Annotated in this window: 15 protein-coding genes; 11 read left to right on the top strand and 4 right to left on the bottom strand. The window is 55.5% G+C overall.

The genetic code is table 11. The features are described 5' to 3' along the window. The first annotated feature begins 194 nt into the window (after positions 1-194). The 7 genes from AFERRID_RS10165 to AFERRID_RS10130 all read left to right on the top strand — a co-directional run bounded on the left by AFERRID_RS10165 (position 195) and on the right by AFERRID_RS10130 (position 8,032). Positions 195-770 (top strand): COG4648 family protein, encoded by a 576-nt coding sequence (locus tag AFERRID_RS10165; RefSeq protein ID WP_225981961.1) that lies wholly within the window; start codon positions 195-197, stop codon positions 768-770. 27 nt (positions 771-797) lie between these two features. Continuing rightward, a complete protein-coding gene (locus AFERRID_RS10160; protein WP_126605142.1) occupies positions 798-2,159 on the top strand; it encodes an AMP-binding protein in 1,362 nt (453 codons plus the stop codon). Next, positions 2,056-2,466 (top strand): 3-hydroxyacyl-ACP dehydratase FabZ family protein, encoded by a 411-nt coding sequence (locus AFERRID_RS16220; RefSeq protein ID WP_113526982.1) that lies wholly within the window; start codon positions 2,056-2,058, stop codon positions 2,464-2,466. Before AFERRID_RS10160 ends, AFERRID_RS16220 begins: the two co-directional genes overlap by 104 nt. 480 nt (positions 2,467-2,946) lie before the next feature. Beyond that, positions 2,947-4,269 carry an IS701 family transposase gene (locus tag AFERRID_RS10145; RefSeq protein WP_070807692.1) on the top strand — a complete coding sequence of 441 codons (1,323 nt, stop codon included), beginning with the start codon at positions 2,947-2,949 and terminating at the stop codon, positions 4,267-4,269. Between the two features lie 63 nt (positions 4,270-4,332). Further along, a complete protein-coding gene (locus tag AFERRID_RS10140; protein ID WP_226832921.1) occupies positions 4,333-4,947 on the top strand; it encodes an LpxL/LpxP family acyltransferase in 615 nt (204 codons plus the stop codon). Positions 4,948-4,964: 17 nt separating this feature from the next. Then, on the top strand, positions 4,965-5,681 hold the full coding sequence (locus tag AFERRID_RS10135) for a LolA-related protein (RefSeq protein ID WP_225981959.1): 717 nt from the start codon (positions 4,965-4,967) through the stop codon (positions 5,679-5,681). Then, a complete protein-coding gene (locus AFERRID_RS10130; RefSeq protein WP_113526984.1) occupies positions 5,678-8,032 on the top strand; it encodes an MMPL family transporter in 2,355 nt (784 codons plus the stop codon). Before AFERRID_RS10135 ends, AFERRID_RS10130 begins: the two co-directional genes overlap by 4 nt. 73 nt (positions 8,033-8,105) lie before the next feature. Here AFERRID_RS10130 and AFERRID_RS10125 read toward each other — a convergent pair whose 3' ends face one another. After that, positions 8,106-8,372, bottom strand: a complete 267-nt coding sequence (locus AFERRID_RS10125) for a phosphopantetheine-binding protein (protein ID WP_113526985.1) — start codon at positions 8,370-8,372, stop codon at positions 8,106-8,108. 307 nt (positions 8,373-8,679) lie between these two features. On the opposite strand from AFERRID_RS10125, the gene AFERRID_RS10120 reads away from it, so the two are divergent. The 4 genes from AFERRID_RS10120 to AFERRID_RS10105 are packed head-to-tail and all read left to right on the top strand — an operon-like array spanning position 8,680 to position 13,265. Beyond that, positions 8,680-9,873 (top strand): beta-ketoacyl-[acyl-carrier-protein] synthase family protein, encoded by a 1,194-nt coding sequence (locus AFERRID_RS10120; RefSeq protein WP_126605141.1) that lies wholly within the window; start codon positions 8,680-8,682, stop codon positions 9,871-9,873. Between the two features lie 12 nt (positions 9,874-9,885). Next, a complete protein-coding gene (locus tag AFERRID_RS10115) occupies positions 9,886-10,701 on the top strand; it encodes a beta-ketoacyl synthase chain length factor (RefSeq protein WP_126605140.1) in 816 nt (271 codons plus the stop codon). Then, positions 10,692-11,903 carry a 3-oxoacyl-ACP reductase FabG gene (gene fabG / locus AFERRID_RS15665; protein ID WP_232027509.1) on the top strand — a complete coding sequence of 404 codons (1,212 nt, stop codon included), beginning with the start codon at positions 10,692-10,694 and terminating at the stop codon, positions 11,901-11,903. Before AFERRID_RS10115 ends, fabG begins: the two co-directional genes overlap by 10 nt. A 15-nt stretch (positions 11,904-11,918) precedes the next feature. Further along, positions 11,919-13,265: a cation:proton antiporter gene (locus AFERRID_RS10105; protein ID WP_113526990.1), complete on the top strand. Its 1,347-nt coding sequence runs from the start codon at positions 11,919-11,921 to the stop codon at positions 13,263-13,265. Here AFERRID_RS10105 and AFERRID_RS10100 read toward each other — a convergent pair. The 3 genes from AFERRID_RS10100 to AFERRID_RS10090 are packed head-to-tail and all read right to left on the bottom strand — an operon-like array spanning position 13,247 to position 15,878. After that, complete coding sequence (locus AFERRID_RS10100) at positions 13,247-14,008, bottom strand: glycosyltransferase family 2 protein (protein WP_126605139.1); 762 nt, start codon at positions 14,006-14,008, stop codon at positions 13,247-13,249. The two genes, AFERRID_RS10105 and AFERRID_RS10100, sit on opposite strands and share 19 nt — an antisense overlap. After that, complete coding sequence (locus AFERRID_RS10095) at positions 14,005-14,808, bottom strand: lysophospholipid acyltransferase family protein (protein WP_113526992.1); 804 nt, start codon at positions 14,806-14,808, stop codon at positions 14,005-14,007. Before AFERRID_RS10095 ends, AFERRID_RS10100 begins: the two co-directional genes overlap by 4 nt. Then, positions 14,805-15,878 (bottom strand): chorismate transformation enzyme, FkbO/Hyg5 family, encoded by a 1,074-nt coding sequence (locus AFERRID_RS10090; RefSeq protein WP_113526993.1) that lies wholly within the window; start codon positions 15,876-15,878, stop codon positions 14,805-14,807. The genes AFERRID_RS10095 and AFERRID_RS10090 overlap by 4 nt, the downstream gene beginning before the upstream one ends.

The following is a 15,878-nucleotide window of genomic DNA, read 5'->3' as shown; positions in this document are numbered from 1 at the left end:
TTATTTTTACGATCGAGAAATCAAGATAGGTGAAACCTCTGCGCAACCAAACCGTTAAACTATTTTGTCGGAATTTGACAACCAGCAGGTTGGCAAAGTACGGGAGCGTAGCGCTCTCCTTATTTGTTTTTGTCGGCTACCAAATACTCACTTACCGGGGGATCTCTTCGGCCCACCCGGGTGGATTGGTAGTGGTGTCCACCTTCGCACCCGTCATTATTGTTTTTTTATTTATATCGTGGCGCATGCGTTACAGAGTTATCGGCCTCATCTCTGTCATTGCTGGATGTATGGCATTGTGGCATTACCAAACCATTCTTGTGCACTACTTAAACTGGACGTACCTGATTCAAAGGAGTGGCATTTTCGCACTATTCGCTATGGTATTCGGTGTCACTTTGCTTCCCGGGCGCACCCCCATGATATCGCGAATTGCCGACCTGGTTCATGGACCCCTGAGTGAACAGGTGGCGCGCTATACTCGACATGTGACCATGGCCTGGACATTTCTCTTCGCCACGATGACAGCCCTGCCCCCGATTATTTTTATATTTTCGCCACATCAATTATTATTCATATTGACTAATACCATTTCCCTGACGCTGGTGGTATCCATGTTGTTGGTTGAGTACATCGTTCGCTGTTGCACCATCCCTGCAGGGGAGCGTTCCGGAATGGTGGAAGGACTTCGTGCCTATTTCCATTATTCCAGCAAGAGCGCGATGAGCAAACAGCAATCGCGCAATAACAAACCCAGTCCACTACGGTAATATTCAGTCAATGGGCAACCTCCGGCCATGAACCGCCTCCCCTTGATGACCCATCAATCCGCGAGCGATGTCGTAGCATTTCGTCATGGCGAAGCAATTACCGTACATCAATTCTTAGCGGACGTAGCACAGCTTCGTGCCATACTTCTTCCGGGGAAACATGTTCTTAACGTTTGCCGTGACCGTTACCGCTTCATGGTAGGTCTTGCTGCGGCCATGACTGCCAACAAAATAAGCCTGTTGCCGTCTACATATACAGACGAAACCATCCGTCAGATGGTCCGCTTCGCTCCGGATGTGTTTTGCCTCAGCGATGGTGATAACGATATAGATCTACCTCAACTTTCCTTACCTGAAGACCCGCCCGTATCGGCGGCAAATCACAATCTGCCGATCCCCCTCCTTCCGGAAACCCTACCGGTAAGTTATGTATTCACTTCCGGATCCACCGGAAGCCCGGTTCCCCATCTGAAAACCTGGGGCGCACTGGTAGGAAGCGTCCGCGCCGAAGCCCAGCGTCTGGGCTTACTTGATGGCCGTACACATGCGGTGCTTGGTACCGTTCCACCACAACATATGTACGGCTTCGAATCAACCATACTGATCGTTTTACAATGCGGAGGTGCGCTCAGTGCGCCGCAATATTTTTACCCTGCGGATATTTGCGCTGAACTTTCATTGCTGCCACGACCACGATTACTGGTGAGCACACCAATTCACCTCCGCGCTTTATTGGGTATGGATTCTCCTTTGCCACCTGCCGACTTGCTGATTTCCGCTACGGCTCCATTGACTCAAGACCTGGCCAGAGAGGCGGAAACCCGCTTCGATGCCCCTCTGCAGGAAATCTACGGATCCACTGAAACGGGCCAGATTGCCACCCGGCGCAGTGCGGAAACCGATGAATGGTCGTTATTGCCAGAACTGCGCTTGACGTCGCAACTTGGGCGCGTGTGGGCAAGCGGTGGGCATGTGGAACAAGCAACGGAACTCAGCGACAGACTGGAGATTATTAACGATGAGCGTTTTCTTCTTCATGGTCGAACCGCTGACCTTGTCAATATAGCGGGCAAACGCAGCTCTCTGGCTTATCTAAACCATCAGCTTAATTCCATCCCAGAGGTGCAAGATGGTGTATTTTTTATGCCCGACGACGGCGCTGCGGGCAGCGTAAAGCGCTTGATTGCATTTGTTGTGGCACCGGGAGTAGATGCTCATTCGATTTACGCCAGGCTGCGTGAGCGCATCGATCCGGCATTTCTTCCCCGGCCACTACAGATTGTAGATGCGCTACCGCGTAACAATACCGGAAAATTACCGCACGAAGCGCTTCAGTTGCTGGTCACTGCGCTCCATCATAAAGAGGAGAACAATCCTGGCACACCATGAAGTTTTATTCAGCATCCCCGCGCAACATCCGGTCTTTGCTGGTCATTTCCCGGGGCATCCCATCGTTCCCGGCGTAATGCTTATTGACGAGGTCATTCATACGGTGGAGTCTACGACTGGGCAAGCGATGATGACAGGGGGCCATATTACCATGGCCAAATTTTACAGCCCTGCATCTCCCGGGGAGGTGCTGACACTATGTTTCGATACGGGAGCAGATGCGTCCATCGCCTTTGAGATCCGCGCGAACAACCGCAGGATAGCCGCTGGTGATCTATCTCCTGCCGCAAAGACCTCAACCTGCTGATGCTCCCCACAGACCAGGCGTCCATACCCCCGAACCAGCCATCCTGGGCACAGTATCCGGAGCGCGGAAGCACGGCCATGTTACGGGTAATCACCTGGATTTCCATGAAGCTGGGCCGCCGCCAGGCCCGCGTCATATTGCATCTGATCGCCGGATACTTTCTCTTGTTTGCGCCAACGGCCAGGCGATCATCTCGAGCGTACCTCACGCGGGTGCTCGGCCGACCCGCACATATCTGGCAAATATATCGCCATTTTCTAACATTCTCTGCAACGATCCATGATCGCGTTGATTTGCTCAACAATCGTTTCGATCTCTTTGACATACATGTACTGAAGTTTAGACATACAGCCCGGCTCCGCCGGGTTTTTTCTATTTTTGCTACGAAAGTGCTTGACACAGTGATAGTGCCGTGCGGCCGACCCTTGTAAAAAAGGGTCGGCCAATGAGAAGCGTTTTAGGCTTCTCGGAATCACTGTCATGCCCTTTCATCGTCTCGTTGCCCTCCGCCTCTCGGAGTGGATTTCCTACTTTCTGACGGTCGTGCCGCCCCGCTCGCGGCGCAGTTTTGTGGAGCTGCTTTGCGGTTGCCTGATCTCGCCCGAAGGCTGGGTCACCCGCGCCCTCAGCAGCATCTCCCTCCGCTGCCACTGGACCACCTATTACAAACTCCTGGAGCGTGCGTCCTTGCGTACACAGGCGTTGGCCATAACCCAGGTACGCTGGCTCCTGCAGTCCTTGCCCAAGCCCCTGATCGTCGAGTTAGTCGTCGACGACACGATGGTCCTGCGGCACTCTACCAAGGCCCCAGGCGCGGCCATCCGCTTCGACCACAGTCATAAGCACAACCGCCCCAGTTATGTCCTCGCCCAGAATTGGGTGGGTCTGGCGTTGACCCTGCGTACCCGTTCCGGCAAAGCCATTTCCTTTCCCATCCGCTTGCGCCTGGTGCCCAGTACCGGCAACACCCACAAGCTGAAAATCGCCGGAGCATTGCTGCGCGCCTTTATACCCCACATCCCCGTACCCGTCCGGTTGCTCACCGATGCTTGGTTCATGCGGCGGCGCCTGCTCTTGCCCCTGTTGCGTCAGCACGGCCTGCAGCCGGCAGGCCAGTTCATCGGCCAGGTGCGCAAAGATACTGTACTGCTCCGCGACCCACCGCCGAGGACATCCCAACGCGGGCGTCCTCGGATATATGGAAACAAGTACACCGTGGAAGACATGGCTGCGCTGCCCACCGAGATCGTCTCTCTGGATCTCTATGGGAAACGGCAGAAGGTCCGTCTTCAATCCATCATCGCCAATGCACGATTCCTGAACGGCCATCCGGTCCGTGCCGTATGGAGTGCGATCTACGATGAAAAGCATCATCGGTGGTCTCCCACCCGCCTCTATCTCGCTTCCGAGACGGATCTCACCGCCAGCGAAATCGTCGTCCTCTACAGCAACCGCTGGCAGATCGAACCGATCTTCCACAATCTCAAACGCTGGTGGGGCATCCATAACCTCTGGCAGCAAAAACGCACCGTCTTGGAACGCTGGATGCAAATCCGCTGCATCGCTTGGTCCATGGTGCAACTCCTCGCCGAAACCCTATCCGAAGATTTCCCCATGACTGCAGTAGCGCCCTGGCGTATCGCTACTCCTGTCACCGCAGGACTCATGGCCCAATGGCTTCATCTGCAATTTCTGCGGGTTCCATTCTGGAAGGGCTACGACCCGAAGTCCGGGAAATTCCAGTGCCCCGCCCCCGCCTTTTGGGCCGATACCGATGACCCACCCCGCAAAAAGGTCGCCTGACTCAATCCTGCTCCACATTTACTACGCCATATCGCCACACATAGAAGCTGGCGAGGAGGCTGCATGTCTAAACTTCAGATACATGTACATCAGCTAGAGGCTATCGACACGGCCGTTGCCGCCGGACAAGGGGTATTGCTTCTTGGGGCACATCTCGGCAGTTTTGAGGTGCTAAGGGGGGTTGGCCAGCGGCACCCTCCTGGTCCCCGCGTGGTCATGGTGATGTATGAGCAAAACGCCCAGCGTTTAAATGCGATGCTTTCAGCCATCAATCCGATGGCCGAACAAAATATCATACCCCCTGGCCGTATGGATTCGATGATCCGCGTTCAAGAAGAACTGGAAAACGGCGCATTGGTTGGTCTGCTGGGTGATCGCTCTTTTGGTAAGGAGAAGGTGCAGTCCATCACCTTCCTGGGCAAGCCCGCCCTTTGGCCCAGCGGGCCCTTCCGGATGGCGGTGATCTTGCGCAGACCGATTTTCTTTATGGTCGGGCTGCATACCGGACCGGGGAAATATGAAATTTTTCTTGAACAATTGGCTGATTTCACTGAGGTCGAACGAGACGAACGGGAAGCAGTCGTGCATCGCGCGATGGAAAAGTACGTCAGCCTGTTGGAGAAGTACTGTCATATGGCACCTTATAACTGGTTTAATTTTTTTGACTTCTGGCAATAAGATTAGGGAGCAGTCTGATGGCCATATCTAAAGTGCTCCGGCAACTGCCGGACACCCGGCTAGGAATACTCGTGGCGCACCTGGGAAAGGGCGTTCTCAAGGACCAGGAGACGTTACGCAGTACACCCCCACTCGCGGCAGCTTCTGGCCGGACCTCCTTCCATTTCGGGGCGGTGACCCTGCTGATGCTCCTGGGCCTAAGTACGATGCTGACGACGGCTGCAGCTCAGGCATCGGAATGGAATATCGATCATCTGATGCAGTCCTTGGCACATACCAAACCCGGCCGCGCCACATTCGTCGAGAAAAAATTCCTGACCATGCTGGAGAAACCCATAGAATCATCTGGTAGGCTACGTTTCATAGCCCCGGACAGCTTGGAGATGCACACCCTCAAGCCAAAAAATGAGCTTATGCTCATACAAGGCGACGTGCTCACCATCGACCACCAGGATATCCATCTGCAGGATCATCCGGAATTATTGGCATTTATCGATAGCATACGTGGCACGTTGACCGGGAACCAGCAGATGCTGAAGCAATTCTTTCGTCTTTCTTTGAGCGGCAGCGAGGGAAACTGGACTCTGACGATGCTGCCCAGACAAAAAAAGTTGGCGGATCTGGTTCAATATATTCAGGTCAACGGTAGCAACAATTCGGTAACCAGCATCGAAACATTGAAAACGAATCGCGATCGTTCCCTGATCACCATCACCAAGTCACCTTCGCCGTGAGGAAAAACCGCGTTTTCATCATTGCAACATGGCTGGCTATTTTGCTTGCCGGTGGCTTATTGATCAGCACCACCAAATTCACAGCAAATCTTTCGGAATTTCTGCCTCGGTCGCCCACCACGCAGCAAGCGGTCCTGAACGAACAATTACGTCAGGGCATCCTATCACGCCAAATCATGATCCGCATTGATGGCGGTGATGCTGCCATACGCGCCAAGCTCTCCAATGAGATGGTCCGGAAGCTTCAGGGTAACACCGCCTTTTTGTCCCTCAACAACGGCAGCAGCAATGGTGATACCAAAATATTTCATTATATTTTTTCTCATCGTTACTTGTTGAGCCCCACCGTCAACCCGACACTTTTTACAGTTGCCGGACTACACAATGCCATTGCCGATTCCATTGACATGTTGGCCACTCCAGGCGGAGAGATGGTTCAGTCGTTGCTCCCTAGTGATCCTACCGGGGCCACTGTGCAGATGATCCGGTCCATGGGAAGCGGGGTGAGACCAGTGACCCGCGACGGAGTGTGGTCCTCGCGTTCCGGCAAAAGTGTCTTGATATTGGCACAAACCCGAGCTTCCGGTTCCGCTATGAATGCCCAGCAGGCAGCAATCAACGACATACAGACGGCATTCGCCGTCGCGAAGTCGGAAGCGGGGTCCGTAGCCGCGAACACCACCTTGATGATGACCGGCGTCGGGGTGATTTCGGTAGCCTCTCGCGACGCCATCGTCCATGCAGCCGAGTGGATGTCCACCATCAGTATAACGCTTATAATTATACTGCTATTGCTCGTATACCGCTCCGGAATAGTGCTTATTCTGGGTCTCTTACCAGTATTTTCCGGAATAATCGTCGGAATTTCCGCAGTAGCGCTTGGTTTCTCTGTTGTCTACGATATCACTCTGGGTTTTGGAACGGCGTTAATTGGCGAAGCGGTAGATTATTCCATTTATTTTTTTGTGCAGTCCGGACAATCTGCAACAGGAAATGACGAATGGATACGCAAGTACTGGCCGACCATCAGATTAGGGGTACTTACCTCGATCATCGGATTTGCCAGTCTGCTGTTTTCAAATTTACCGGGACTGGCACAACTCGGCCTTTACGCAATTGCCGGGCTTCTCACTGCGGCAATTGTTACCCGGCTGGTACTACCAACTCTGCTACCCGGCAATTTTAAATCACGGGATTTAAGCAGTATTGGCGAACATCTGCTGCGCTTGACACGAACCCTTTTCACCCTGCGGTCTGGCGTCGTGTTGCTACTGATCGCGGCGAGCGCTGTCCTCGTCAGCCATCGCGACAAGATTTGGAACTACAACCTGTCTGCGCTGAGCCCCGTCCCGGCGGCAGCGCAACGACTCTATACGCAAATGCGCGCTGACCTGGGCGTATCCGAGGGCGGTTATCTGGTCGTCGTTTCTGCACCCACCGTCAACGCTACGCTGGCTGTGGCCGAAAAGACCGGCAATGCGCTACAGGGGTTGGTAGAAAATCACGTCATTGCCGGCTATGAGAGTCCCGCCCGGTACCTGCCGAGCGTCACATTGCAACAGGAGCGGCAAGCGGCGATCCCACCAAAAGACGTGCTGGAAAGGCGTTTGCGTAAAGCCCTGCTTGGTCTACCAGTAAAAGCTTCGCTGTTCACGCCGTTCATCAAGGAATCCGAGGTGCAGCGCACACTCACGCCCCTAACCCTTGCCGACCTGCGCGGCACCAGTATCGGGATGGTGGTAAACAGCATGCTTATCCGCCACGGCCACGGGTGGGACGCCATTCTACCACTCAAAGCACCCGCTTCGGGCATAGTGGACGCGCAGCGCGTGCGTGCCAGCCTTGCCCGGCACCATATCACAGGTGCCATGCTCGTCGACTTGTCCGGCGCATCGAATCAATTGTATAAAAGTTATCTGATAAATGGGATTAAGCTATCATTGGCGGGAGTCGTTTCCATTGCCTTACTATTATTGCTCGTATTGCGCTCCCCGATGCGGGTCACGAGGATACTGCTACCTTTAATTGCAGCCGTCCTGACGGTGGCCGCCGGGCTTGTCTTGCTTGGATATGAGCTAAATATTATGAACCTGATTGGGCTTATGCTGATCGTCGCTGTCGGATCAAACTATGCACTCTTTTTTGATCAAGGTGACAGGCAGGTCCATGGGGAGATCGCCCCGCGTACGCTGGCCTCCCTGGTCATCGCCAATATTGCCACCGTCATGGGATTTGGGCCGCTCGCTTTTTCCGGGGTTCCTGTACTACAGGCCATCGGTGCCACCGTTGCACCCGGTGTCGTTCTAGCGTTGTTATTCTCTGCCAGTTTTTCCCAACACACGACCGTTTGATCCCTAGCTTCCCAAAGCGCTCCGGACCAAACGCCAGATGCTCCCCGCTTACGGCGGGCGCGGAAAGGATTTTCTAGTTGGACCTATGCGCCTGCACATAAGTGCAGAGGTTGCGCAAACAACTAAATATTTCCACCTTGTTGTCGTTGTCGCTTGATATCATTAATCCGTATTTTTTTCCTATGACCATGGATATCTCCAGAATATCAATGGAATCAAGCCCCAATGCTCCACCATATAATGGCGCTTCAGGATCAATGTCCTGCGGATCCACGGGAAGATTCAGTGCCGCTATTATTAAAGCACTTAATTCCAGTTCCTGGGGAGTAAGGCTGTACATATTTGATAGTCTCCATTGCGTTATGTTTAACAGCGCACCAGGTAACGATACGCCCCGGGCGATACGATCCAGCGCCTCCGGCAGGAGGACAGAGGTGCCCGCTCGGTTCCACTTTTATTTATAATTCTACCCCAGATTGCTACTTGGTTCACAATCGGTGGATACTGCCCCCAAGCGAGGCAGCCCATCCATCCGCGCTGCTGTGCCTCCCTACCATCCCTATAGGCAGCCGTTGAGCTCGGTTTGACATTCATCGGTCGCCCAATCACAATGTTCATATCATCTATTATTATGATTTATAAGACACATGCCACCGGTGCTCGTATCACGTTTCACCGCGACAAGCTGTATCGGACGCGGTCTGGACCAAACCTTTGCTGCACTGCTTGATCGCCAAAGCGGGCTGAAGCAGTGCGCCTTCCAGGGAATCGACATCAACACCTGGGTCGGCGAAGTGGATGCGGTTGACGATGAGGAAATGGAACCGGGTCTGCAAGATTTCAACTGTCGTAACAATAGGTTGGCGCAGTTAGCCCTGCGCCAGGACGGATTTGCCGAGGCAGTGGATGCTGCCGCCAGCAGATGGGGCCGGAAGCGGATCGGCGTTTTTCTGGGGACCAGCACCGCGGGCATTCTGCAGACCGAGTGGGCGTTTCGGCGCCGCGACCCCGTTAGTGGATGCCTGCCAGCGGATTTTGTCTATGCCGCAACCCATAGTCCATACTCTCTAAGCGACTTCATCCGCCGCAAATTGCGGCTCGAAGGTCCCGCCATGTCGGTGTCTTCCGCCTGCTCCTCCAGCGCCAAGGCCCTCGCTTCGGCAAAACGTATGCTGGACGCCGGGCTGATTGATGCCGCTGTGGTCGGTGGGGTAGATTCCTTATGCGCTACCACCCTCTACGGTTTTCATTCGCTGGGGCTGCTGGCCGACGGCCCCTGTCGACCGTTCAGCGACGATCGTAAGGGTATCTCCCTCGGTGAGGCCGCCGCCTATCTGCTGCTAGAGCGCATGCCGGACAGTCCCGACGGCGATGCGGTGCTTTTGTTGGGTGTGGGTGAATCCAGCGATGCCTATCATATGTCATCGCCCCATCCCGAGGGACTGGGAGCGCGTATAGCCATGGAGCAGGCGCTGTCCTCGGCCGGGTTGAGCCCTGCAAGTATTGACTATATCAATCTGCACGGCACCGCCACTCTCAACAATGATTCGTCCGAGGCCAAAGCAGTAGTCGGAGTCTTCGGTGCCACAACACCGTGCAGCTCTACCAAAGGTGCTACCGGCCACACCTTGGGTGCCGCCGGAGCGCTGGAGGCCGTCATTTGTGCCATCGCCATCCAACATGACCTGATGCCGGCAGGTCCGGAAGCCGGCCAGAGAGATACCACGACTGGCATTCAATATCTCATGTCAAACCAACGGCAAAGGGTTTCCCATATATTAAGCAATTCCTTCGGCTTTGGTGGCAGCAACTGCAGTCTGGTCTTTGGCCGTTCCACCTAGCGAATCGAGGCCATGACTTTGCTAAATGCATACCTTGAAGGTGTGGGGCTGCTCGGCCCTGGCGTCACCAACTGGCCGCAAGGCTTAGCCATACTTGCCGGGCAAGCACCCTACCAACAGCAGAAAACCGTATTATCGCCGCCTGCGTCGTTGCCACCCGCGGAGCGGCGCCGTGCCAGTCCGGGAGTCATGGCGGCCCTTCAGGTGGGCCTTGAAGCCTGCGCCATGGCCGGTGTTCACCCCGCAGATCCGGCATCGGTATTTGCCTCCTCGGGAGGGGATGGCCGCATCTGCCACGCCATCTGTTCGGCACTGGCGTCAGGAGATACCATGATTTCTCCCACTCAGTTTCATAATTCCGTACACAACGCCATTTCCGGGTATTGGGGCATTGCGGCAGGCGCCATGACGCCCTCCTCCGTGGTCAGCGCCTATGATGGGAGCTTCTCCGCCGGGTTATTGGAAGCGATGACGCTGCTGGTGAGCGAGCAGCGTCCCGTCTTATTGATCGCCTGCGATAGCGACTATCCCCAACCTCTGTACGACGCCCGCCCCGTTCCGGATACTTTTGCCGTGGCGCTGTTACTGACGGCTACCCCTCATCCCGGGAAAACGATCGCGCAACTCCGTTTTTGCGGAGATGACTTATTTACGGACTCTGCAGTGCAAGCCATGGATGACATCGCCCTGGAAGCCTTGCGCCAATCCATTCCTGCCGCACGCTGCCTCCCTCTGCTTCAGGCCATAGCGAGAAGCGAGGCCAGGCGCATCGTCTTGGATTACGTGAATCCTCCGCATTTGGCAGTGGATGTAGCACCATGCAGCTAGACCGCCAGTGGATTGCCGGACAAATACCGCACCAGGGAAGCATGCATTTGCTCGATGCTGTAGAGCGATGGGATGAAAGCACCATTACCTGCACGGCCACCAGCCACCGATGGGAAACATTGCCGCTACGCGCCCACGGGCGGCTCGGTGCCGCCTGCGGTATTGAATATGCGGCACAGGCCATGGCCGTACATGGCGCATTATTGTGTCCCGCAACGGAAAGGGGGGACGCAGCTAAGGTAGGCTATCTCATCAGCGTGCGCGATGTTGTCCTGCGCGTATCGCGCCTTGATGATATCGACGGCGACCTCACGATTACGGCAGAAAAGCTGGCCGGCCAGCACAATCTATTATACCGCTTCGCTGTTCTAGGCCAGGGCCGCGTACTGCTGGATGGCCGCGCAGCACTTTTATTAGACACCAATTCGTCTGCAGCGATGTATACCCCTGTCGCCCTTGCGGAGATCCGGGGGAGCCGCATGCCTAAGCGGGCCCTGGTCACTGGGGGTAGCGGCGGCATTGGTGCTGCCATCTGCAAAAAACTCGCCGCAGATGGTCTCCAGGTCATTATCCATACCCATCGCAACCCAGAGAAAGCCCAGGCTCTCGCAGATTCCATCATCGCTGCGGGTGGCGATGCGGCGGTATTGGCTTTCGACGTCACCGATGCACAGGCCACCGCTGCCGCCTTGCGGGATGAACTCGAAGCCGGGCCCATCCAGGTCCTGGTCAACAATGCCGGCATTCATGACGATGCGGTCTTCCCGGCCCTCAGCGCGCGGCAGTGGCAGGGCGTGATAGACGTATCACTGAATGGTTTCTTCCATGTAACGCAGGCCGTACTCATGCCCATGATCCGCACGCGTTGGGGGCGCATCATCAATATCACCTCGGTGGCCGCACTAACGGGCAATCGCGGCCAGGTCAACTATTCGGCGGCCAAAGGTGCGCTGCATGCGGCCACCAGATCCCTGGCGCTGGAGGTCGCCAGCCGCGGGATTACGGTCAACGCCGTGGCGCCTGGCATCATCGCGACTGAAATGAGCGCGAATGCCTTCCCTATTGACGCCATCGCGCAAATGGTGCCGATGAAGCGTGCCGGGCGCCCCGAGGAAGTGGCCGATCTGGTTGGGTTTCTTGCCTCGGAACAAGCGGCCTACATCAGTGGACAGATCATTTCCATCAATGGCGCCATGGCATGAACCCTGGAGCTTTCCATGAGCACGCTTAGTCATGTTTTTGATCTGCCCGCGCAGAAATCCGAACTGCTGATCTTTTTCACATTGCTGCAACTCAGCATCATCATACTCGCCGCGCGCATGGGTGGAGAAATCGCCACCAGGATCGGCCAGGCGGCGGTGGTTGGCGAAATCATCGCCGGAATCGTGCTGGGTCCGTCGCTGTTCGGCCTGCTGATGCCGGGCACCTTCCACTACATTTTTCATTCGATCCCCGCTGGCCCCCTGGATGCCCTTTCCCAACTGGGTCTTATCCTGTTGATGTTTCAGATCGGTCTGGAATTCGATTTTTCCCACCTGGAAGAAAAAGCAAACCGGAATGCGGTGTTATGGGTGGCCGCAGCCAGTATGCTGGTACCCTTCGTTCTTGGTCTGGGGTTCGCCATGGTCAGCGCGCCCCTACTCTCTCCCCAAGCCGAACCGTGGGCATCGGCACTATTTATCGCTACCGCGTTTTCCATTACAGCCGTACCTATCCTCGGCCGTATCATGATGGAATTCGGCATGACCAGATCCCGACTCGGAGTCATCGCCATCAGTGCTGCGGCGATCAACGACGTCGTCGGCTGGTTGTTGCTCGCGCTGGTGACGACTCTGGCGCTGTCCCATTTTGAGGCGATTGCCTTCGCCATCAAGGTTTTTTTAGTATTCGCTTTCATCATCATCTGGATATTTGGCATTCGGCCGCTGATGAAATGGGTGATCCGTCGTTTCAGCGCGGGAGGAAAACTCACCCCACATTTATTGGGTATCATCCTGATCAGCATATTCGTTTCCGGATTGATCACCTCTTCGTTGGGCATTTTTACGATCTTTGGCGGCTTCATCATGGGTGTCATCCTCCATGACGCGAATGAATTCGTGGAGGCGTGGAATGAGCGGGTCTCCCCCTTTGTGCTGGTCTTCTTTCTCCCGATTTTTTTCACTTATACGGGCCTGCGTACCAATATTGGCGGATTGGATAGCGCGTCACTCTGGGGTTGGTGCGGACTGATCTTACTTCTTGCGACGGTGGGCAAGTTCGGCGGTGCGTATGGGGCGGCACGGATCGCCGGCTTGAACCACCACCAGGCCAAGGTTATGGGCATCATGATGAATACCCGCGCATTAATGGAGTTGATCGTCATCAATGTAGGATACGATCTGGGTGCCATATCTCAGCAGGTTTTCACCATGCTGGTGATCATGGCCATCTTCAGCACCATCATCACGACACCTTTTCTCCGTGCATGGTTACCCCGGGCCGGGGTACAACTGACCGCCCCCGCTCCCATGCCCGAGCGATCGCAAAACCGTTTGACCACAGATTACCGCCCAGACCAGTAACGCAACAACAATACGGGCAAACGAACCAGAAAACCGAAGAACAGGCGAGTGTGCATCCAGGTAAGCAACACGTTGTCCCGCAGATAGCGGAAATGGGATACTCCCCCCTCATCGGCGCGGAAATAGCGGACCGTTGCTGGCATGTTGATAATTCTGACACCACGCCAGGACATACGCACCGCCGCCTCCGGATCGAAATCGAAGCGTCGCATCCAGCGTTGTGCGTGCATCAGTTGCCGCAACGGCGCGATGGGATAGACGCGAAAACCAAACAGGGAATCACCAATGCCCCCTCCCAGCGTCTCCAGGTTGGCCCACCAGTTGGACACCCTGCGGCCTTTTACCCGTAGGACCGGGGCGCTGGCATCGAAGACCGGGACGCCGAGGATCATCGCGTCCGGATTTTGCCGGGATGCTGCCATAAACGAGCGAATGGCATCCATGGGGTGCTGCCCGTCGGAATCCATCGTCAGCACATGGGTGTAACCCTGCGAGGCGGCCTGATCCAGACCGAAAAGCACGGCCGCGCCCTTACCCTGATTGCTGGTGCATTGAAAAATGTGTAACCCGCTGTCTTTGGCAGCCAGCGCCTCCAGCCCCGCAGCCGTTCCGTCGGTGCTGCCATCCACCACTACCCATACGGGATTCCATTGCCGCCGCGCCAATGCCACGGTTTCATATACTCTTGGACCGGGATTATAGCTAGGGATCAGCAATAGATGAGTAGCCGACGCCTCGCTCATGAAGAATGGACATCCGTTGTTGCGGGAAGGTGCGGCAATTTGGCATCCACCAATGCCGATTGGAAGTAGCTTTCCAACTCCGCGGTAAAGCCGCGCACATCGGTCGGCGGGTCAAAGCGTTGGCCGAGATGTATTCGATAGTGAATAGGCATGGCCGGTTTGCGGAAAAAAGGCCAGCCCTTGGCTAGGAACGCCGAGTCGGTTTCGATCAAAACGGTTTGGACGGGCACCCCCGCCTCCTTGGCAATCAGGGCAATGCTACCGCGTACGGTTCCGATGGGGAGACGGTTGCTCCGGGTGCCTTCCGGGAAGAGCAGCAAATGACTGCCGCTGCGTAGGTCTTCCACGGCAAGGTAGATCATGCCGCGTAACGAATCATTGCGGATATAACCAGCCAAACGGGCGCCTGCGCCAAAAAATACGTTATCCACCAACTCTGCCTTCATGATGCACGCCAGGTTGGGCATGCGGGAAATCACCATCAGCGCATCCAGCAGCGAAGGGTGATTGGGCGCGATGATCATGGGCGATTCGCCCTGGAGCGTATCCAGCGCCTTCAGGTCAAAACGGCAGGCCCCCATAATGGACAAGGCCCGCAGGTACATTCTGAACCCCGTGGTAATAACCAGTCGTCCCGTTCGTTTTTTCCATTTCCTGGGCAGTACGAGGCTCAATGGCAGGGCCAGCACGGACCACAGGAGACTGGCGCTCGCCAACAGTCCCAATCCGCAATAGAAGGCGAGATATTCCCGCAGCGTACGTAACATAGCAGGAATGCCCGATCCCTGGGCTTGACTCATGCCATACCGCCATGGAGTACACCTGCGGTTGCCTCAATTTCTACCAGAAGATCTGCTCGGCAGATATCGGCCTGAAGATAAAATACCGGAGCCTTTGGTGTAACAAGACGATCCAGTTCGGCCCGAATGATCGGCAGATCCGTGAACCGCCGCAAATAAACCTTGTAGGAAAGGTCGTTGAGGTCATATGGGGGTCCAGCCGCGACGCGATTTGTCTCTGCGACGACGGCGGCGATATTCGCCATGCTTTCGCGTGTTTGCGCCGCGACATCCCCCTCATGCCGGGTTTGATGCCCGATGATGCTGGCCGTTCCGGAAATAAAGAGAATTTTTTGTTGCCCTAGATCAACCCAGCCGGCACGGGAAAAGGTCGGGCTGCTTGGCCCGTATTCTTGCGGGTAATGGTAGGCGCTGATCTGTCTGGGATTTTCAACGGCTACCGAGTTACGCCGTGCCGCAAGAAAGTATACGACCAGCGGTCCATCTACGGAGCCCAGTGCGCTGGCTGCGGGGATGTTTTGCCTCGACGGGAGGCGACTGTGGGCAAGGAACGCATCCTGGCGACCTATATTGAATTGGCGATAGTGTTCAAGACCATGGCTAACACCATTGATGTCCGGCACAAAATTCCAAATACGCAGCAGGCCCGGGTACCCGTGGCGATCCAGCAGGCTGAATATCTGCTGATACGCGAGTTCGGCCGCGTTCTGTAAAGGGAGGTGAATCAGGCCATGATTGCCGGCTGGAAGGTCGGCTACGGCCAGGGCGATGCTGCCAAACAAAAAGTCGCGGCTGCAGCGGTAGGTAATATCACCAAACGTCCCGGCATGCACCGGTTGCGTGGTCTTCCATATTTCACATCGATCATCTCCCCGGCCGGATAACGGTATCTGCAATATTCCCTCGGGCTTGGCACCATCCCCTTCTCCAAAAAAACCGGTTTGGAATGTGATGATTCCCAGCAAACCTTCCTGCCTGGATAGTGACGACAACGCGTCATCGGCAGGACGGGCATAAGAAAAAAAAAGCTCTCCCGCATCAGTCAGCAAGGCGTTCGCTCTTGGCGTCAT

Origin of the sequence: Acidithiobacillus ferridurans (assembly GCF_003966655.1) — a bacterium.
GTDB classification, from domain to species: Bacteria; Pseudomonadota; Gammaproteobacteria; order Acidithiobacillales; family Acidithiobacillaceae; genus Acidithiobacillus; species Acidithiobacillus ferridurans.
The sequence above is the reverse complement of the archived record's forward strand: the minus strand, read 5'-3'. Positions and strand labels throughout refer to the sequence as shown.